The 19372-nt window shown below is 67.7% G+C and carries 18 protein-coding genes; 10 read left to right on the plus strand and 8 right to left on the minus strand.

What is annotated here, in order from left to right; genetic code table 11:
- Nucleotides 1–26: 26 nt before the first annotated feature.
- The 3 genes from NS6_RS02985 to NS6_RS02995 form a co-directional block, all read right to left on the minus strand.
- Entirely contained in the window at nucleotides 27–848 is an 822-nt protein-coding gene (locus tag NS6_RS02985) for an IclR family transcriptional regulator (RefSeq protein ID WP_068036169.1), read from the minus strand.
- A 98-nt stretch (nucleotides 849–946) separates the two neighbouring features.
- A complete protein-coding gene (locus NS6_RS02990; RefSeq protein ID WP_068036171.1) occupies nucleotides 947–2380 on the minus strand; it encodes a serine/threonine-protein kinase in 1434 nt (477 codons plus the stop codon).
- A complete protein-coding gene (locus NS6_RS02995) occupies nucleotides 2377–2829 on the minus strand; it encodes a thioredoxin family protein (RefSeq protein ID WP_068036173.1) in 453 nt (150 codons plus the stop codon). Before NS6_RS02995 ends, NS6_RS02990 begins: the two co-directional genes overlap by 4 nt.
- 221 nt (nucleotides 2830–3050) lie before the next feature.
- Between NS6_RS02995 and NS6_RS03000 the strand changes: the two genes are divergently transcribed.
- A complete protein-coding gene (locus NS6_RS03000) occupies nucleotides 3051–3719 on the plus strand; it encodes a PaaI family thioesterase (RefSeq protein ID WP_068036174.1) in 669 nt (222 codons plus the stop codon).
- 195 nt (nucleotides 3720–3914) lie between these two features.
- Here the strand turns inward: NS6_RS03000 and NS6_RS03005 are convergent, their stop codons facing one another.
- Genes NS6_RS03005 through NS6_RS03015 form a run of 3 tightly spaced genes read right to left on the minus strand, consistent with a single transcriptional unit; the run spans nucleotide 3915 to nucleotide 7039 of the window.
- Nucleotides 3915–5087, minus strand: coding sequence for a sulfotransferase family protein (locus NS6_RS03005; protein WP_068036177.1), 1173 nt, complete (start codon nucleotides 5085–5087; stop codon nucleotides 3915–3917).
- A 12-nt stretch (nucleotides 5088–5099) separates the two neighbouring features.
- Nucleotides 5100–5876: an SDR family oxidoreductase gene (locus NS6_RS03010; RefSeq protein ID WP_068036178.1), complete on the minus strand. Its 777-nt coding sequence runs from the start codon at nucleotides 5874–5876 to the stop codon at nucleotides 5100–5102.
- Complete coding sequence (locus NS6_RS03015; protein WP_068036180.1) at nucleotides 5876–7039, minus strand: hypothetical protein; 1164 nt, start codon at nucleotides 7037–7039, stop codon at nucleotides 5876–5878. The genes NS6_RS03010 and NS6_RS03015 overlap by 1 nt, the downstream gene beginning before the upstream one ends.
- 81 nt (nucleotides 7040–7120) lie before the next feature.
- On the opposite strand from NS6_RS03015, the gene NS6_RS03020 reads away from it, so the two are divergent.
- From NS6_RS03020 to NS6_RS03040, 5 genes are all read left to right on the plus strand, one after another.
- Nucleotides 7121–8032 carry a helix-turn-helix domain-containing protein gene (locus NS6_RS03020; RefSeq protein ID WP_068036183.1) on the plus strand — a complete coding sequence of 304 codons (912 nt, stop codon included), beginning with the start codon at nucleotides 7121–7123 and terminating at the stop codon, nucleotides 8030–8032.
- 32 nt (nucleotides 8033–8064) lie between these two features.
- Nucleotides 8065–8997 (plus strand): sulfate adenylyltransferase subunit CysD, encoded by a 933-nt coding sequence (cysD, locus tag NS6_RS03025; RefSeq protein WP_068036184.1) that lies wholly within the window; start codon nucleotides 8065–8067, stop codon nucleotides 8995–8997.
- Nucleotides 8997–10835, plus strand: a complete 1839-nt coding sequence (cysC, locus tag NS6_RS03030; RefSeq protein ID WP_068036186.1) for an adenylyl-sulfate kinase — start codon at nucleotides 8997–8999, stop codon at nucleotides 10833–10835. The genes cysD and cysC overlap by 1 nt, the downstream gene beginning before the upstream one ends.
- A gap of 86 nt (nucleotides 10836–10921) precedes the next feature.
- Entirely contained in the window at nucleotides 10922–12787 is a 1866-nt protein-coding gene (locus NS6_RS03035) for an acyl-CoA dehydrogenase (protein WP_068036188.1), read from the plus strand.
- Nucleotides 12788–12832: 45 nt separating this feature from the next.
- Nucleotides 12833–13351: a DinB family protein gene (locus NS6_RS03040; protein WP_068036190.1), complete on the plus strand. Its 519-nt coding sequence runs from the start codon at nucleotides 12833–12835 to the stop codon at nucleotides 13349–13351.
- 67 nt (nucleotides 13352–13418) lie between these two features.
- Here the strand turns inward: NS6_RS03040 and NS6_RS03045 are convergent, their stop codons facing one another.
- On the minus strand, nucleotides 13419–15182 hold the full coding sequence (locus NS6_RS03045) for a 2-isopropylmalate synthase (protein ID WP_068036192.1): 1764 nt from the start codon (nucleotides 15180–15182) through the stop codon (nucleotides 13419–13421).
- 176 nt (nucleotides 15183–15358) lie between these two features.
- Here NS6_RS03045 and NS6_RS03050 point away from each other — a divergent pair, with 176 nt between their 5' ends.
- The 4 genes from NS6_RS03050 (at nucleotide 15359) to NS6_RS03065 (ending at nucleotide 18213) form a co-directional block, all read left to right on the plus strand.
- Nucleotides 15359–16030 (plus strand): FadR/GntR family transcriptional regulator, encoded by a 672-nt coding sequence (locus NS6_RS03050; RefSeq protein WP_068036194.1) that lies wholly within the window; start codon nucleotides 15359–15361, stop codon nucleotides 16028–16030.
- Nucleotides 16031–16145: 115 nt separating this feature from the next.
- A complete protein-coding gene (locus NS6_RS03055) occupies nucleotides 16146–16946 on the plus strand; it encodes an ABC transporter ATP-binding protein (protein ID WP_068036196.1) in 801 nt (266 codons plus the stop codon).
- A 75-nt stretch (nucleotides 16947–17021) separates the two neighbouring features.
- On the plus strand, nucleotides 17022–17627 hold the full coding sequence (locus NS6_RS03060; protein WP_245669109.1) for a TetR/AcrR family transcriptional regulator: 606 nt from the start codon (nucleotides 17022–17024) through the stop codon (nucleotides 17625–17627).
- 13 nt (nucleotides 17628–17640) lie between these two features.
- Entirely contained in the window at nucleotides 17641–18213 is a 573-nt protein-coding gene (locus NS6_RS03065) for a nucleotidyltransferase family protein (RefSeq protein WP_084470575.1), read from the plus strand.
- On the opposite strand, the gene NS6_RS03070 is transcribed toward NS6_RS03065, so the two are convergent.
- Nucleotides 18144–19292, minus strand: coding sequence for an XdhC family protein (locus NS6_RS03070; protein WP_068036199.1), 1149 nt, complete (start codon nucleotides 19290–19292; stop codon nucleotides 18144–18146). The two genes, NS6_RS03065 and NS6_RS03070, sit on opposite strands and share 70 nt — an antisense overlap.
- Nucleotides 19293–19372 lie beyond the last annotated feature (80 nt).

Raw genomic sequence — 19372 nt, forward strand, 5'->3', positions numbered from 1 at the left:
CGGCTGTTCCGCATGGTTACCGGGCCTCACTCGCGGGAGAGCAACCGGCCCGCTTCGGCCGCCAGCGCACCCAGTTGACGTGCCTGAAGGCCGGTGTCGACGACGGGGCGGCCGGAACCGATCCGGGTGGCCAGTGACAGCGCGGCCACCGCCACTCCGCGGCGTCGCACCGGTACCGCTACGCAGCCGATTCCGGTGACCGCTTCCTCGTTGTCCACCGCGACCCCCTGGCGGCTACGGATCCGAGCCAGTTCCCGGTGCAGTTCCAGCCGGTCACCGATCGTGCGTGCGGTGAGCCGGGGAAGCTGTTCACGCAGCGATGTTTCCACGACGCCGGGATCCAGGCCCGCCAGCAGCGCTTTCCCCAGGGCGGTGCTGTGCGCGGGCAGCCGGCCACCGACCCGGGTGGGGACCCTGGCGCTGTTACGGCCACCGGTTTTGTCCAGGTACACCACATCGCGGCCGTCCAGGACACCGAGATGTCCCACCGAGGCGGTCCGCTGGCACAGTTCGTGTAGGAGCGGGCCGATCACCGCGCGCAGTTCGTTGTGCCCCGCGGCCAGTCCGCCCAGTTCCAGGGTCCGCAGACCGAGACGGTAGCCGCCGGGTGAATGCGCGAGCCAGCGCAACCGGATCATCTGGTCCAGGATCCGGTGCACCGTGGACCGGGGCAGGCCGGTGCGCTCCACCAGGTCTTGCAGCGTGAGCACCGGTGTGGCGGGCGCGAACGCGTCCAGGATCAATGTCATCCGCTCGATCATCGATACCGGTGGAGCCGGCCGAGCCGGCTGTTGCCCGCCCTGCCACGGCCCGCCCGGTTCCGGGTCGGCCAGTACCTCGACCGTCAAGACTTACCTCCATCGTGCAGCCCGGCCAGCTTATGCGTAGCGAACCGGACGCTATCGACGATGCCCCGTTCCGGCGGTGTGCAAACCCTCACAGCAGATCATCCCGGCATGAAGGGCGCATTGAACACACTGCACAGCCACCGGCCCTCGACGAGTTCCATCACGGTGGACACCGAGAGTTCCCGTGGTGTCTCGGTGGCGCCGGGTTCGGCGTTGAGGGTGGTGAGCTGTACCTGGACCTCGGCGCGGGTATCGTTCGCGCTCATCGTCGCCGTGCAGGTGGCCTCCTCGACCTTGGACCGCTCGGGGTCGGAGGAGATGAGGACTCGAGCCATCGGCAGGACGGTCTCTGCCTGCCCCTTCCACTGCCCCGTGGCGCCGGCCTGCACCTGCTGTTCCCAGCCCGCCGGATCCGCATAGTCGTAGGTGCCTACCAGTGCCGAGTACGCGCAGGCGGCTTGTTCGGCGGCGGCTTTCGTATTCGCGGGCGGTGCCGGTGGACCATCGGAGCCGGTGGTGCCGGTGCGCGATATCCCGGTGAGCCAGGCGGCCGTACCGAATATCGCCAGAGCGACCGCGGCGGCGAGCGCTGTCAGCACCCGCCCGCGGCGGCCGCGCGGCCCTCGGACCGGCGAAGCCGCCGCGGTCTGCGTGACCGGCGGCACAGGCAGGGTCGCCGGCATGGTGACCGTGGGTCGGGTGAGCGCCCGGCGGGCGGCCAGCGCCAGTTCACCGCAGCTCGTGAAACGGTCGTACGGGTTCTTCGCCATGGCTTTCGCGATCACCACGTCGAAACTGCGGGGCACTCGCGGATCGGCCTCGGACGGCTGCGGCACCGGGGCATTGAGATGGGCGTTGATCAGCGCGCCGGTGGTGGTTGCCGGGTACGGCAACCGGCCGGTCAGCAGGTAGTGCAGTGTGCAGCCCAGTGAGTACACATCGGCGCGGCGGTCGATATCGGACCGCATCCCGAAGTATTCGGGCGCGGCGTAGTGGAAACTCGCGTACAGCTCGCCGGTGCGGGTGAGCCCGTCGGAGCGGTCGAGCGCCTTGGCGATCCCGAAATCGGAGAGGTACACCCGCTGGTGCTCACCCCAGGCCAGCAGGATGTTCGCGGGTTTCACATCGCGGTGCAGGATCCCGGCGGTATGCGCATGGTCGAGGGCACGCGCCGTTTCCTCGGTGATCCTGACCGCGTGGTCGGGCCGGACGGGCCCGTCGCACAGGACCGCCGCGACATCGGTGCCCTCGATATATTGCATCGCCATCCAGAGGCGGTTCTGTTCCTCTCCGCGGGCGTACACGGCGACGATATTCGGGTGGGCGAGCCGCGCCACCATATCGGCCTCGCGCAGGAAGCGGGCCCGAACCTCCCGCTCGTCCCCGGCCATCGGGTTCAGCAGTTTCAGGGCGACCGGACGCGGTAGGTCACGGTCGCGGGCGAGATAGACCTGGCCCATGCCGCCCGTTCCGAGCAGCCGTTCGATGCGGTAGCCGGCGAATACCGCGCCGGGTTCGAGTGCGCCGTTCACGCGGGCCGCAGACCGGGCCAGCCGTAGGACTGCGGGCCGGGGGCGGGCCCGGCCCGGCCGGCCGGGGGTTCCGTGGGCGCTGTCGCCTCGGGGGACGACTGTCCGTGTTCGCGCCGGAAGGTCTCCATATCCATCCAGCGGATCTGCTGGACCAGTTCCTCGAGCTGATCGGCGGGTAGGAAGCCGGCCTGCGTATAGACCAGCATGCCCTCGCGGAACGCCATGATCCACGGGTAACGGTCCACCTGCCCGGCCGCTGCCAGCGCGGGTTCGGCCTCGGCTTCGACCGTGGCGTACACGATATCGCGATGCGTTTGCGAGGATGCCTCGTAGACCGGCGCGAACCGGGTGCACCAACCACACCAGGTCGCCCAGAAATCCACCAGCACAATGTGGTTGGTGGCCACGACCGTCCGAAAGTTCTGCTGGGTCAGTGGCGTCGTCGGCATCTGTCGTCCTCCCGGCGGCCCGAGCCGACCGCCCCGCGTGCATATCACCCCGTCCGGAAATCCTCGCACGAACGGGCACCGGCTGCCCGGCGAAAAGGTACTGCGGGCAGCCGCCGCCGGGCAGCCTACGCGTCCCGAGCAGCGCGGGGGCGGCCGGTGTGCGAGCGCGGGCGAGTGCCCCGGCCGGCCAGGACCCCGGACCCGAGCGATAACGTGTTCTCATGAGCGAAGACGAGGCCGGAAACGCACTCCCCAGCGCGGAGCATCACGAAGGCGGATTCCGGCCGATGTCGGAGCTGATGAATCAGATCCGGTCGGTGGACACCAGCCGCGGCGGACCCCACTACGGCGATTTCGTCGAACAGGTCCGCACACTCATGGACCGGGCGCGGCTGGCGGTACCGCCCGACGATCTGGTGCAGGAAGCGGCCGGCATCCTGGAGAAGCTCAACGACCGGCTCGGCGCCCACGTCCACGAGGAATGGGACGCACCCGGCTGGACCCGGTTCGATCTGCCGTCCCGGGGCAATGTGACCCTGCCGCCCTACCGTGTCGATCGCGCGAAGCCGGACGGTGTGGAAGCCCGGATCACTTACCGCACCTTCCACCTGGGCGGGAACGCCGCGGCGCACGGCGGGTACGTCTCGCTGGGTTTCGACGATCTGATGGGGCTGGCCGGTTCGCTGTATTCCGGGTCGGTCACCCGGACGGCCTCGCTCACCGTCGACTACCGGGCGATCACACCGCTGAACAAAGAACTGCAGCTGCGCGCCTGGGGCGAACGTCAGGAGGGCCGCAAGGTGTGGATCAAGGCCACCCTGCACGACGGTGACCTGCTCTGCGCCGAAGCCCACGGCCTGTTCATCGTGTTGAAACCCGGCCAGCCCTGAGACTCGATCCGATTGCGGCTGCCGCAACCCCGCTCCGGGGTGCCGGCCAGCGGCAGCCGCGGGCAATGGCCTGTAACACAGCACGCGCCGCCGGAAGCACCCGCGAAGCCGCGGGCGGCGAATTCGAGGTGAGAACGGCGCCGAAACGGCACGCCCGGACAGTGAGTGCCGGTGCCCCCACTGTCCGGCGCCCGGTTACTTGCGGTTTCCGCCCGGGTAGTGCTCGGCGAGGTACGGGGCGAAGGCCTCGTCGACCTGGTCGGTCGTGAGACCGAAATCGGCCAGCGAGTACTTGTGCGCGGGACGTGCGGCGCCCGAGGTGGATTCGCTGTGCAGGCCGGCCATCTGTGTCCGTGCCGCCTCGGTGAATCCGATCCCGAAGTGGTCGTAGATCCGCTCGACGGTGGCGAGCGGGTCGGTGACGAAATCCTCGTAGTACACATCGCAGAACTGCGCGGCGGGATGCTTTGCGCGATCGGCGAGGAATGTCCGCGCGCCGCGTGACCACAACTCCAGCTGCGCCTGCCCTACCACCGGACCGCGGAACTTCTCCGACCAGCCGTCCGTGGCCTGCTCGTTCAGGCTGCACACCGAGGCCACGATGGTGCGTGGCTGCCGATGCATCTGGATGACCAGCGCGTCGGGGTATACGGCGAGCAGGGCGTCGAGCGCGAACAGGTGGCTCGGGTTCTTCAGCACCCACCGGCGATCCGGATCGTTGAGCCCGATCAGTTGCAGGTTGCGCCGGTGGCGTTCGTAGGCGGGCGTCCAGTCCTGGTCGCGTAGCCATTCGGAGTAGCGCGGCAGGTAGGCCAGGCATTCGTAGGAGACCGACATCGCCGACTGCCGCAGCAGCTGCCAGCACTCCTCCACCTGGTCGGCCGAGATATGGTGCACGCCCATGAACTCCGGGTGCTCCACGTGATGTTTCTCGTAGGCTGCCTGGAGCTGCTGGAACACCGGGTTCTGTGCCCAGGTCTCGCGCGGCGGGCGCGGCTGCGGCATCTCGGTCAGCCACATCTCCAGGCCCTGATGGCCGGGATCTGCGGTGAGCAGGCGGTGCACGGCCGTCGTCCCCGAGCGCGGCAGGCCGGTGACGAAGATCGGGCGCCGGACGGGTACCTCGCCATGGTGCGGATACTGTTTCCAGCCGGCTTCGCTCAATGCCCTGGCGATGAGGGCACCGCGCAGGAACGCCCGGTTGACCTTGTTGCCGAACGGGGTGAGTTCGGCGTCGCGTTCGAACGATTCGAGCAGCACCGACAGTCCGGTGCGGTAGTCGTCGGCGCCGAAATCGTCCAGGCCGATCACCTTGGTGGCGGAGGCGTGCAGATCGTCGATCGTGCCGACGTCTTCCCTGCCGATCATGTCTGTTTCTCCTCAGTGGTGGAATTCGCCGCAGTTCACGTCCAGGCAGGTCCCGGTGATCGCCCGGGACATCTCGGAAGCGAAGAAGACGACGGCATCGGCAATTTCGTCGGGTTCGGGCAGCCGGCGCAGATCGATATCGGCGGCGGTCTCGGTGTAGACCTCCGCGGCCGTGACCCCGCGTTCCGTGGCCAGGTAGTCGAAATACCATTTCAAGGTGTCGGCCCAGATCCACCCCGGCGCCACCGAATTCACCCGGATGCCGCGCGGCCCGAGCTCGGTGGCCAGGCTCTGCGCCAGCGCCAGCAGCGTGGTTTTGGCCATCTTGTACGGACCGTAGGGTTGCCGGGAGTGCCGCAGGACGGCCGAGTTGATCATCACCACCGACCCGTTGCGTTCGGCGAGCGCCGGCGCAAACAGGCGGGTCAGGCGTAGTGCGGCGAAAACGTTGGTGTCGAAACTGGCGCGCAGATCGTCGATCGCGACATCGGCGAGGTCGGCCATCGGCGGCATCGCGAAGGCATTGTTCACCAGTGCGTCCACCCGGCCGAACTCCTCCTGGGTGGCGCGCACGAGTTCCTGTGCCGCCGCGTCATCGGTGATATCGGTGGGCACCACCAGCGCGCTCCCGCCGAGTTCTTCGATAACGGCGGCGACCTTGCGTAACCGTTTCTCGGTACGCGAGGCGAGGACGACCTTCGCGCCGGCCTTCGCACTCTGCACCGCGATGGCCTGGCCGAGCCCGGGGCCGATTCCCGAAACGACCACCACTTTGTCCCGCAACAGCATCAGCCCAGCATCCTTTCCGCCACCGCGGCTTGCCGGCCGGCGATCCGGGCCTTCCAGTCCTGCGGGGTTATCCGGGATTCCTGATAGTAGGGAAGCCGGTCGGGTAGTTCGTCGAATGACATCAGTTCCACTGTCGGCCCGTCCTCGGGTTTCAGTTCCCGGGACAGGCGCTGCCAGCGGAACTGCAGGTAGGCACGGTCGTGGCCGGTGCGTTCGATCCAGTTGGCCAGGCCGGGGTCGCGTTCGCTGATCACCAGCCGGATCATGCCGTCCGGGTCTGCTTTCGCTTGGTCGGCGTTGAGGCTGGTCTGATGATTGATGTAATCCAGCGACAGGTACCACATGCTGCCGAGCTGGAACCCCTGGTAGGGCGCGTCGGATTTCGGCACGGTCAGGACCATGACCTGGTCGTCGGTGAGTTCGTAGTGACCGACCGACGAGAACTGCGTGGACAGCCCGCCGGGGGTGCGCCGCGGTTCGGTCATGGTGTTGACCGGCAAGTTCAGGTAGAACCACTCGGGGAAAGCCAGGAAGGTTTTCAGCCGGGAGACCAGCATCTTGCCGGCGACTTCGTACCGTTTGGCCATCAGATCGGTGGTGACCGCAGGTGGGGCCGTGCCGGCGGTGTCGACCCGGCGGATCCGGACCGTACCGGCCTTCTCGTTCGCCCAGTCGCCGAAGACCTCGCGCACGGCGAGCATGGTCGAATCGTCGGCGAGCTGGATATGGTTGCGGTCGCCGGTTCCGGGGCCCAGCGTCAGTTCATAGGTGCCGTCGGCCGCGATATCGATGGAGCGGTCGTCGAAGGCGGTTTCCCCGCCGGGCACCTCGGTCGGCGAGTAGTTCCCGTTGAGTACCTGGAAGCTCAGGTCGCGGGTGGTGCCGCGGGTCCCGGCGACCACATATTCCGCGTCGGGGCGCAGATTGGCGTGCCAGTAGAGGGTGTCCGGGTTGTCCAGACCCATCTTCGTATAGGGCCCGGTGGAGGTCACGAAGAACGGGAAGTCCTTCTCGAAGGCCCACGACATCTGGATGGCGGCCCGGATACTGGCGGCCAGGTAGTCGTAGCCCTCGGCCAGATCCTGTTCGGTGCGGATATGGGGGGCGTCCTTGATGATTTCCTCGGCGGCGGCGATCGCGTCCGCGAACGGCTGAGTCAGCACGATACTCCCGGTGTTCCATATATGTACCGCCCTGGTACATTCTGATATCGAAAAGATTAGAACCTGTTCTAGGAGTGGTCAATGGCAGCGGGCCCGGCGGAGGTGCGCGAGGTGGGACGGCGGTCGGCGCCCACCCAGCGCGTGATCCAGGTGATCGACTACCTCACCGCGCGGCGCGGTCGCCGCGCGGGACTGTCGGAAATAGCGCGCGACCTGCACCTCGCCAAACCCACCTGCCTGGGCATCCTCACCGAACTCACCGCCGCCGGCTACCTCACCCGCGACCCGCGCACCCGCGACTACGGTCCGGGCCCCGCACTGATCGCCGCGGGCCGGGTCGCCCAGGACAGTTTCGCCATCGCCGGTCTCGCCCACCCGGAACTGGAACGGCTCAGCGCGAAATACGCCACCACCTGCACCGCGTCCGCCGTGGTCGGTGAACGGATCAGCGTCCTGGACAGTGCCGGCCCCGCCATGGTGCGGGTCGGGGCGACCTACCGTTTCGCGCCGCCGGTCGGCCTGATGTACGTACTGTGGGATACCGGCCCCGCCTTCGACGCCTGGCTCGCGACCCCGCCGACGGTTCCCCTGAATCAGGACGAGACCCGGCTGCGCCGCCTCGTCGCGGAATGCCGCGAACGCGGCTACCTGGTGGAGAGCATGACCGGCGCGGGCCGGCAGTTGTACTCCATGCTGGCGGGGGTCGGCGGCCACGAGATGCCCGATGAGCTGCGTACCGCCGTCGCAGAGCTGGTGACCACGCTCGGTGAGCGCGTGTATCTCGGTGCGGACCTGCGGCCACGTAAGGAGCATCCGGTGAGCCTGCTGGCCGCGCCCACCTACGACGCCGACGGCCGGCAACAGCTGGTGCTGACCATGTACGTGGGCACCTCGATCACCGGTGCCGAGATCGCCCGCCGTGGGACCGCTCTGGTCGCCGCGGCCGACGCGGTCACCGCGGCGGCGGGCGGGCGGCGGCCGCAACACCATTGACCGTTCATGGAAACGTGTTCTAGTTTTTAAGCGTGAGCCAGCATACGAAGTCGGCAGCGAGCACTTTCGAGCTCTCGCATCAGGCCGCACTCGAGGCCGAATCGGTCCACATCCTGCGGGAGGTGGCCGCAACCTTCGAACGTCCCGTTCTCCTGTTCTCCGGCGGCAAGGATTCGGTGGTGATGCTGCATCTGGCCACCAAAGCGTTCTGGCCGGCCCCGGTACCGTTCCCGATCCTGCATATCGATACCGGGCACAACTTCGACGAGGTGATCGCCTACCGCGACGAGGCCGTCTCGAAACACGGGTTACGGCTGCTCGTGGGCCGAGTCCAGGACGATATCGATGCCGGCCGGGCCATCGAGGACACCGGTCCCCGGGCCAGCCGCAACCGGCTGCAGACCACCACTCTGCTGCGCAGTGTGCGCGAGGGACGGTTCGATGCGGTGTTCGGCGGCGCCCGCCGGGACGAGGAAAAGGCGCGCGCCAAGGAACGGGTCTTCAGTTTCCGCGACGAGTACGGCCAGTGGGATCCGCGCCGGCAGCGCCCGGAACTGTGGAATCTCTACAACGGCAAACACCGGCCGGGCGAACATATCCGGGTCTTCCCACTGTCCAACTGGACCGAGCTGGATATCTGGAGCTACATCGCGGCCGAAGGTATCGACCTGCCGCCGCTGTACTACGCCCATCACCGGCCGGTGGTCCAGCGCGACGGGATGCTGCTGGCCCACACCCGATTCCTCACGCTGCTCGACGGCGAGGAACCGCGGGAGGCGCTGGTCCGGTTCCGCACCGTGGGCGATGCCACCTGCACCGGTTGCGTGGAATCCACCGCGGCCACACCGGCCGAGGTGGTTGCCGAAGTAGCGGCCGCCCGGGTCACCGAACGCGGCGCCACCCGCGCCGACGACCGGATCTCCGAGGCCGGTATGGAAGACCGCAAACGAGAGGGTTACTTCTGATGAGCTCCCTGCTACGCCTGGCCACGGCGGGCAGTGTCGACGACGGGAAATCGACCCTCATCGGCCGGCTGCTGTTCGATTCCAAAACCCTGTTCACCGATCAACTCGACGCGGTCGAACGCACCAGCCGCGATCGCGGCGAGGATTACCCGAACCTGGCATTGCTCACCGACGGGTTACGCGCGGAGCGGGAACAGGGCATCACCATCGATGTCGCGCACCGCTATTTCGCCACCCCGCGCCGTAAATTCATCATCGCCGACACCCCGGGGCATGTGCAGTACACCCGGAACATGGTGACCGGCGCCTCGACCGCCGATCTCGCACTGATCCTGGTGGACGCCCGCCACGGCGTGGTGGAACAGACCCGCCGCCACGCCTTCCTGGCCTCACTGCTCGGCGTACCGCATCTCGTGCTGTGTGTGAACAAGATGGATCTGGTGGACTGGTCGGCCCAGCGGTTCGCCGAAATCCGGGAGGAATTCGCGGGTTTCGCGTCCCGGCTGAACATCGCGGATCTGACCTTCATCCCGATGTCGGCCCTGCACGGCGACAATATCGTGCACCGCAGCGCCACCATGGACTGGTACGAGGGCACTCCCCTGCTGCACCATCTCGAAGAGGTGCATATCGCCTCCGACCGCAACCTGATCGATGCCCGATTGCCGGTGCAGTACGTGATCCGCAGCCACACACCGGATTTTCGCGGGTATGCGGGAACGATCGCCAGCGGCGTCTGGTCACCCGGTGACGAGATCACCGTCCTGCCGTCGGGGCTGTCCACCACGGTGACCGGGATCTGGGGGCCGGGCGGCGCTCCTCTCACCGAGGCGTTCCCGCCGCAGGCAGTGACTGTCGCACTGGCCGATCAGCTCGATATCGGCCGCGGGGATATGCTGTGCCGCCCCGCCAACCGGCCGCAGACCAGCCGAGATCTGGACACGATGGTCTGCTGGTTCAGCGACGAAGCCGAACTGCGGCCCGGCGCGTCGTACACGGTGCGGCACACCACCCGCAGCGTCGCGGCAGAGATCCGCGCCCTGGACTACCGGCTCGATGTGAACACCCTGCATCGCGACGAGAACGCGAACGCATTGGCGCTCAACCAGATCGGTCGCGTTCAGTTGCGGACCAGGCAGGCGCTGCAGTTCGATCCGTATCGCCGCAACCGCACCACCGGCAGCTTCCTGCTGATCGACGACACCACCGGCGATACCGTCGGCGCCGGCATGATCACCGGCCCCAGCCTGCCTGCCTCTCGGGTGGTCTGGCATTCGAGCGCGGTCGGCCGCGCGGAACGCCCGACTCGCGGTCGCACGGTCTGGCTCACCGGACTGTCCGGCTCCGGGAAATCGTCGGTGGCGGTGGAACTCGAACGCCGCCTGGTCGCGGCGGGGCGGCCGGCGTTCCTGCTCGACGGCGACAACCTGCGCCACGGTCTCAACTCCGATCTGGGTTTCTCTGCTGCGGACCGGACCGAGAACATCCGCCGGGTAGGTGAGGTCGCGCGGCTGTTCGCCGAATCGGGGACGGTCGCCATCGTCTCGCTCATCAGCCCCTACCGCGCCGATCGCGAGAGCGCACGGGCGGTGCACGACGCCGCCGGTATCCCGTTCCTGGAGATTTTCGTGGATACACCCCTGGAGATCTGTGAGGCCCGCGACCCGAAGGGCCTGTACGCCAAGGCTCGGACCGGAGAAATCCGCGGGTTCACCGGTATCGATGATCCCTATGAACCGCCCGCGGCCCCGGCACTGGTTCTGCGGCCGGAGGACGGCGACCCCGCCGCGATGGCCGCCGCGATCCTGGCGCTGCTGGCCAGGGATGACGACGCCTGACTCGAGCGGTGCGGCCGCCGGTTCCGGCCCGCGGCCCGCCGCTCACATTTGATACTCTGGCCGCAACTTGTACCGAAAGGGTGGTTATGCGGTCTACTCTGCTGTCCCGGCGTGACCTGGAGTTCCTGCTCTACGAATGGCTCGACGTCGAGAGCCTCACCCGGCGGGCCCGCTATGCCGAGCATTCGCGGGAGACCTTCGATGCCGTCCTCGACCTGAGCGAGCAACTGGCCACCAAGTATTTCGCCACCCACAACAAACTCAACGACACCCACGAACCCACGTTCGACGGCGACACGGTCACCCTCATCCCCGAGGTCGGGCAGGCGCTGGCCGCGTTCGCCGAGGCCGGAATGGTCGGTGCGACCATGGACGCCGAACTGGGCGGTGCGCAACTTCCCGCTGCGATCGCCCAGGCGGGTTTCGCCTGGTTCCACGCCGCCAACCCCGGCACCAGCGCCTATCCCCTGCTGACCATCGGCAATGCCAACCTGCTGGCCGCCCACGCAGACCCCCGCCTGGTGCAACGGTTCGTACCGCCGATGATCGAGGGGCGGTTCTTCGGCACGATGTGCCTGTCGGAACCGCAGGCCGGGTCCTCGCTCGCCGATATCGTCACCCGTGCCGAACCTTGTGACGACGGCACCGTCGGCGTGAGCGAGCCGGGCCCGGAGGCGGTAGCGAAGCGTCACCACGCAGGGCCCTCGCCCGATCAGTACCGATTGTTCGGCACCAAGATGTGGATCTCCGGCGGCGATCACGAACTCGGCGAGAATATCGTGCACCTGGTGCTGGCGAAGATCCCCGGCGGCCCGGCGGGCACCAAAGGGATCTCCCTGTTCGTGGTGCCACGGTTCCTGGTGCACGAAGACGGCTCGCTCGGAGAGCGCAACGATGTGGCATTGGCCGGGCTGAACCACAAGATGGGTTTCCGCGGCACGGTCAACACAGTCCTCAATTTGGGTGAGGGCCGCTGGACGCCGCAGGGCGCCGCAGGGGCGATCGGCTATCTGGTCGGCGAACCACACCAGGGCCTGAAATACATGTTCCACATGATGAACGAGGCGCGCAGCGGGGTCGGTCTGGTCGCCGCCGCTCTCGGCTACACCGGCTACCTCGAATCCCTCGACTACGCCCGGACCCGCCCCCAGGGCCGCACCAAAGGCGCTGCAGACCCGGCCGCCCCGCAGCGCCCGATCATCGAGCACACCGATGTGAAACGGATGCTGCTGGCGCAGAAGACCTACGCCGAGGGCGGGCTGGCGCTGGTGCTCTACTGCGCCCGCCTGATCGACGAACAGCACACCGCCGAATCCGAGGAAGAACGCCGCGCTCGCACGCTGCTGCTGGATATCCTCACCCCGATCGCCAAGAGCTGGCCCTCGCAGTGGTGCCTGACCGCCAACGATCTCGCCATCCAGGTTCTCGGCGGCTACGGCTACACCCGCGAATACAACGTCGAACAGCACTATCGCGACAACCGCCTCAACCCCATCCACGAGGGCACACACGGCATCCAGGGCCTGGATCTACTGGGCCGCAAGGTCACCCAGCACGGCGGGGCGAGCCTGCACGAACTCGACGGCCGTGTCCGGGCCACCCTGGCGGCCGCGCAGGAACTCGGCGGTGAGCCCGCCGAACTCGCCGACCGGCTGGAGAATTCCTGGACCCGCCTGATCGCAGTTACCGGCAGCTTGTTCGCCACCGGGGATATCGAGGTCGCATTGGCCAACAGTTCTGTCTACCTGGAAGCCTTCGGCCACCACGTGGTTGCCTGGATCTGGCTGGACCAGATGCTCGCCACCCACGGCCGTACCGGCGACTTCTACGATGGCAAACGGCACGCGGCACGCTACTTTTTCCGCCACGAACTGCCCCGCACCGGACCGCAGCTGGATCTGCTGGCCGGTCTCGACACCACCACCGTGGACATGGCCGAGAACTGGTTCTGATAAACCGGGCGACAGGTGTATGCGGGTGCCGATAGGTTCGGTGGGATGACCTGGATCGCACCCGATACCGACCGGATCGAGACCGTGCCCACCGGCCCCGAAAGGCCGATGCTGCAGTCCTGGCTGGACTTCCACCGGCAGACCCTGCTCGCCAAATGTTCCGGCCTCGGTACCGCGCAGCTGAAACAGTGCGCGGTACCGCCTTCGTCGCTGTCGTTGCACGGTTTGGTGCGACATATGTCCGAGGTGGAGCGCGGCTGGTTGCGGATCACCGCGGCCGGGCAGCGGCTCGCGTACCTCTATTGCGCCGACACCGATCCGAACGGCGACTTCGACAGTATCGGCACGGCCGATCCCGCCGCCGATTTCGCCGTGTACCGGCGGGAGACGGAACTGGCGGATGCCGCGGTGGCCGAGCTTCCGCTCGACCACCGCTGCCGCCATCCGGCCGGCCCCGAGTACAGCCTCCGCTGGGTGTATCTGCATCTCATCGAGGAGTACGCCCGGCACAACGGTCACGCGGATCTGCTGCGCGAGCAGATCGACGGCAGCACCGGAGACTGAGCCCCGGGCCACCGGGGCTACGTGGGCCCGAGCGCGACCACGACGACAACCGGACCCCACACCCGGCTCACTCGAGCTCGGCGATCCCGGCGGCCCGGACCACCGCTGCCACTTCGGCCGCCGACGCCGAATCGGCTCGGGCACACGACCATCCGATCCGGCCTGCACGCCGATACTCCAGGTAGGCGATCGCATGTCCGGCGACAGGGTGACCGGACAGGCTCAGCACCTCGATCGGACGGCCCGCTTGCCGGAGCGCAGCCACCACCGCAGCGACCTGGTTGTTCTCCTCATGGGCACTCCGATGTAGCCGGCCGCCGACCACGAGCCCCACGGTGATCACCGGAGACTCGTCCGGACCGGACACGCGCAGGTCCTTCAGTTCTACGGCGGGCGGTTCCGGGGTACCGAGATAAGCCGTATCGAACAGCGCACGCAATTCGGCGGCGCTCACCTCCGCCCCGGAACCGTCGGTATGCCGCTGCACCTGCCGAGCGAAATCGATCTGTAACCGCCGGGGCAGCTCCAAACCGTGTTCGGCGTCGAGCAAATAGGCGATCCCACCTTTTCCGGACTGCGAATTCACCCGGACCACAGCGTCGTAGCCGCGCCCGATATCGGCCGGGTCGATAGGCAGGTACGGCACCCGCCATTCGATCTCGCGTTCTGGACGAGCTGTGCGCGCGGCCCGCTGCCGATGCTCGGCGAACCCTTTCTTGATGGCGTCCTGGTGGGTCCCGGAGAAGGCCGTGTGCACGAGATCCCCGACATAAGGATGCCGTGGATGGACGGGCAGGCGGGTGCAGTATTCGACGGTGCGCCGGATCTCGTCGATATCGGAGAAATCGATCATCGGATCTACGCCCTGGGCATGCAGATTCAAGGCCAGCGTCGCGATATCGACATTGCCGGTGCGTTCGCCGTTGCCGAATACGCAGCCCTCCACTCGTTGCGCGCCGGCCAGTACCGCGAGTTCGGCGCAGGCCACCCCGGTGCCGCGGTCGTTGTGCGGATGCACCGACAGGACGATGCTGTCGCGACGGGCCAGGTTGCGGTGCATGTACTCGATCTGGTCCGCGTACACATTGGGCGTCGCGATCTCCACCGTCGCCGGCAGATTCAGCGTGACCGGCCGCTGGGGGCTCGCCTGCCACAGGTCGGTGACGCTGTCACAGATGTCCAGGACGTATCCGGGTTCGGTCTGGTTGAAAACCTCCGGGGAGAACTGGAAACGTACCCGTGGCAGATCACCGGCGAGTTCGAGAACATCGCGGGCGCCGGCCAGGATCAGTTCGCGGACCTTGCGGGAGTCCTTGCCCAGCACGGTGTCTCGCCAGACCGGTGCGGTCGCGGTATACAGGTGAATCACCACCTCGTTGGCCAGCCCGCGTACCGATTCCACCGTCCGGGCGATCAGATCCCGCCGCGCGGGCGTGAATACCACCACGGTGACGTCCGGCGGCACGATCCGGGTATCGGCCAGTACTCGCACGAAATCGAAGTCGGCTTGTGAGGCCGAGGGGTAGCCGACCTCGATCTCCTTGTACCCCATAGCGGCAAGCAGGCCGAAGAACCGGAGCTTGCGGCCGGGGTCCATGGGTTCGGCCAGAGCCTGGTTACCGTCGCGCAGGTCCACCGGCACCCACAGCGGGGCCTGCCGGATCCGGGCACCCGGCCAGTGCCGCTCCTGCTCGGGCATCTGCACACGATCGTGGATATCGCGGTACCGGTGCGACGGCATCTGTGAGCGCCGCTGCCGGAACCAGTCCGGCGCGGTCTCGGGGACAGCGCCGGCGGGGGTATCGATGGTGGGGTATGTCTGCATGGCCATGGGGATTCGCCCCGGCCCTTCCTGTTCGTTCGGCCGCACGGAGACGGTGATCGGCCGACGACAAGACCCCACGACGGGGTGGCCGATCGTTCAGGCCCCGCCGTGGCGGCCGAGGAGAAGCTGCTGCGACATATGGCAGACTGTACACAACTCCTCAGACAAGTAGCGAGGTTCGGATGGTTATCCAGGTGCGACGCCACCCCTTGGCCGAGCAAGCAGCCGATCTACTGCTGGCGCGGATCCGCGCCGGCGAATGGCCGCTCGGGCATAAGCTGCCCGGCGAGACGACGCTCGCCGCTCAGCTCGGCGTAGGCCGTTCGACACTGCGCGAGGCCGTACGCGTCCTCGCCGGTAAGGGCGTCCTCGCCAGCCGGCAGGGTGCGGGCGTCTTCGTCACGGCGCTCGATATCCCCGAAGACTGGGATATCGTGCTGCGCCGGGCCACCATCGCCTCGGTGCTCGAAGCCCGGATCGCCATCGAGGCCGAGGCCGCCGCGTTGGCCGCGCAACGACGCACTCCGGCCGATCTGCGAGCCATCCGGCGGGCGCTGTCGGCACGAGCCGCCGAGAACCGCACGATCGCCGACCTCGTCGATGCCGATACCGGGTTCCACCGCGCGGTCATCGTGGCCGCCCACAACGACATCCTGACCCAGCTCTTCGATACCTTCCTCCCCCGATCCCGCGCCGCGATGATCGATATGCTGCAACTCCGCCCGATGCCCGCCCCGGACGAGGATCACGCCGCACACGAACGGCTCGCCACGGCGATCGCCGCACACGATCCCGCGGCCGCGGCCACGTACAGCCGCGCTCACCTCCACACCATCAAGGAAGCCTTTACCTGAGCGCGTCTCCCGAACGGTCACGGTGGTGATTGCCGAAGAGTACGGAGGAGGCGACCGTCGAGCCACCAGCGACGCCTCACAGACAGAACCCTGCCCCGGCCCCGAAGGAAGAACAGTGAGCAAAACCGTTCTGGAACTGACCGACGTCACCTTCCGGCGCGACGGCATTCCGATCATCGACGGCATTTCGCTGACGGTCCGCACAGGAGAACACTGGGCACTGCTCGGCCCGAACGGGGCAGGTAAGAGCACACTGCTCGGTTTCTGCGGCGCGCTCACCCATCCCACCAGTGGTACGGTTCGCATCCTCGGGGAACAACTCGGGCGAGTGGAACTGCAGAAACTGCGACGCTCCATCGGGCATGTGAATCCGCGTCATCCGCTGCGGTCGCCGCTGACGGCGCAGCAGGTCGTCCTCACCGGGCTCACCGGCACGGTCGACATACCGATGCGCTGGACACCGCACCCGGGGGAAATCGATGCGGCGACCGATGCGCTCGAGGCGGTCGGGATGGCCGCGAAGGCCGAACGAACCTGGCCCGCACTCTCCCAGGGCGAGCGGGGCCGGACACTGATCGCCCGCGCGCTGATCACCACACCACGGCTGCTGCTACTCGACGAACCGACCACCGGTCTCGATGTGGCCGCGCGCGAACAGCTGCTACACACCATCGACACCCTGGACCGGACCTTGCCCGACCTCGCGTCCATCCTGGTGACCCACCATCTGGAGGAACTGCCGACGAGCACCTCCCATGCGCTGCTGATCGCCGAGGGCCGTTCGGTCGCCGCCGGGGGCGCCGACCGAACCATCACCACGGCAACGATTTCCGCGACGTTCGACCATCCTGTCCGGGTCGACCGGCAGGGCGGCCGCTGGTCCGCCCGGTCCCCGCTGACCCAGCCGGTGGCCTGAGCCCTACACTCGGAGCCCGGTGCCCACCGAAATCCCCCTTTAGATACACAAGGCATCGTGTGTATCGTAATGAGGGTGACCACAGCCAGCCGCACCTCCCGACCACCCGGCCGCCCCGCCTCGGCCACCCGAGAAGAAGTCGTCGCCCTGGCCCGGCAGGCCTTTCTGACAGGCGAACGGGTCGATGTCCAGGCGATCGCCGCCCAGCTCAAGTTGAGCCGCGCCTCGATCTACCGCTGGTTCGGCTCCCGCGACGGCGTCCTGGGCGCGGTCCTTTCCGGAGAGTTCGAATCACTCATCGAACGCGCGGACGACCGGCGCAAGGATACGGGTGCCCGGCGCATCCTCACGGTGCTCGACCGGGTCAACCGCTGGATGGCCGGAAACGAACCCTTCCGTCGTTATTTCGAGAACGAACCGCTGGCCGGGCTGCGCATCCTGACCTCCAGCGACGGCCCGGTCCAGCCGCGCGTCCTGAGGGCGGTGGAACAGCTCATCACCCGCGCCGAGGAACAAGATGGATACATACCGCAGCTGGAACGTCCCCTACTCGCCTACTCGCTGGTGCGACTGGGTGAGGCATTCCTCTACCACGACAACGTGACCGGTCTGCGCGGCGATGTCGACCGGCTGCACCAGGTGCAGGCCGCGCTGCTGGGCATCGACCTCCCACGGAAATAGGCCGCGCAGAGGCATGAGTACCGACAGCATGCGCCCGGGTCCGCACACGGAAGCCGCGGGGGTTGTGCTCGCCGCCGGCGCCGGCCGCCGGTTCGGCGGGCCGAAAGCCGAGGTGTGGTTCGACGGGGAGCGGCTGGTGGACCGCGCCGTCCGGTTGCTGCGCGACGGCGGTTGCGCGCGCGTGGTCGTGGTGTCGGGGGCGGTGACGTTGCGGGTCGGGAATGCCACGGTGGTGCACAACCGCGACTGGGCTACCGGTATGGGTTCGTCACTGGTGGCCGGATTACGGGCGGTCCACGAAAGCGCGGCGGTGGTGGTGCCGGTCGATATGCCCTGGCTGGGGTCGGGTGCCGTACGCCGGCTTCTCGACAGCCGGGCACGCCTCGCCGTGGCGACCTACGGCGACCGCACCGGACACCCGGTACTGCTCGGATCCGAATACTTCCCCGCAGTGACGGCCACGGCGGTCGGCGATATCGGCGCACGTCAGTTCCTGACCGCCAATCGTGAATCGGTTCAGTATGTTCCGTGCGACGACACCGGCTCACCCGACGACGTCGACACCCCACAGGACCTGATCCGCTGATCCCCGGACCGCTCCGCCGCGCCGGGCGCGTGGATCGGCCGGCCGGTCGCCGACAGAGACTTCGCCGAACCACCGTGCCGGTGCGCGATGATCTCCGCGCCGATGGCAACCGCCGTCTCCTCCGGGGTGCGGCCACCCAATTCGAGTCCGATCGGGGAATGCAGCCGAGCAAGTTCGGTCGCGGTGACACCGGCCTCGAGCAACCGGGCCCGGCGCTCGGTATCGGCCCGGCGCGACCCCATCGCGCCCACATACGCGACCGGCAACCGGAGCGCTTCGATCAGAACCGGGATATCGAATTTCGGATCGTGGGTGAGCACGCACAGCACGGTCCGCGAATCCACCTCGGTGGTGCGCAGATACCGGTCCGGCCATTCGGTGACCACCTCGTCGGCATCCGGGTACCCGGCGCGGCCGGCGAAAACCGGCCGGGCCTCGCAGATCGTGATGTGATATCCCAGCAGGCGCCCCACCCGGGCGAGCGCGCCGGCGAACACATTCGCGCCGAAAACGATCATCCGCGGCGGGGCGGCGAAGGATTCGACGAACAGCTCCCGGGCCGATGCACCGCATCCGACGGTCCGCATTCCGCAGGAGCCCTGGAGCAGCACGGTGCGGGCGAGGGCCACCGTCGAATGCGGTGGGCCGCCCGCTGATCCGATCGCCCGATCCGCCGCGACGGCGACCGTCTCACCGGTCGCGAGATCGCGAGCCAGGGCGGTGGGACCGGGCGCATTCAGCGCCGCGTCGAGCACCGGCCGCTCGGCCGCGCCGACCCGCTGAACGAAAACCTCGAGTTCACCGCCGCAGGTGAGTCCGACGGCGAAGGCGCCGGAATCGCTGTACCCGAAGCTCTGCCGGACGGGCGTTCCCGAGGCCAGCACCGCGGTGCACAGATCGTAGACGGCGCCCTCGACGCATCCGCCGGACAGGCTTCCCCGGACCGCTCCGGCGGCGTCCACTGCCATGCTGGCCCCGAGCGGCAGTGGCGCACTCCCGCGGATATTCACCACCGTCGCCAGGGCGTAATCGACCCCCTCGGCATGCCAGCCGGCAAGATGCACAGCCAATTCGCGCATACGTCACCTCCTCGCCGTAGCGGTAGCCGGAAACCTCGGACCACATGCGAGAATATCACTTCCCTAAATCGACATTGTAA

The sequence above is a fragment of the Nocardia speluncae NBRC 108251 genome, from assembly GCF_001613245.1.
Taxonomy (GTDB): Bacteria; Actinomycetota; Actinomycetes; order Mycobacteriales; family Mycobacteriaceae; genus Nocardia; species Nocardia speluncae.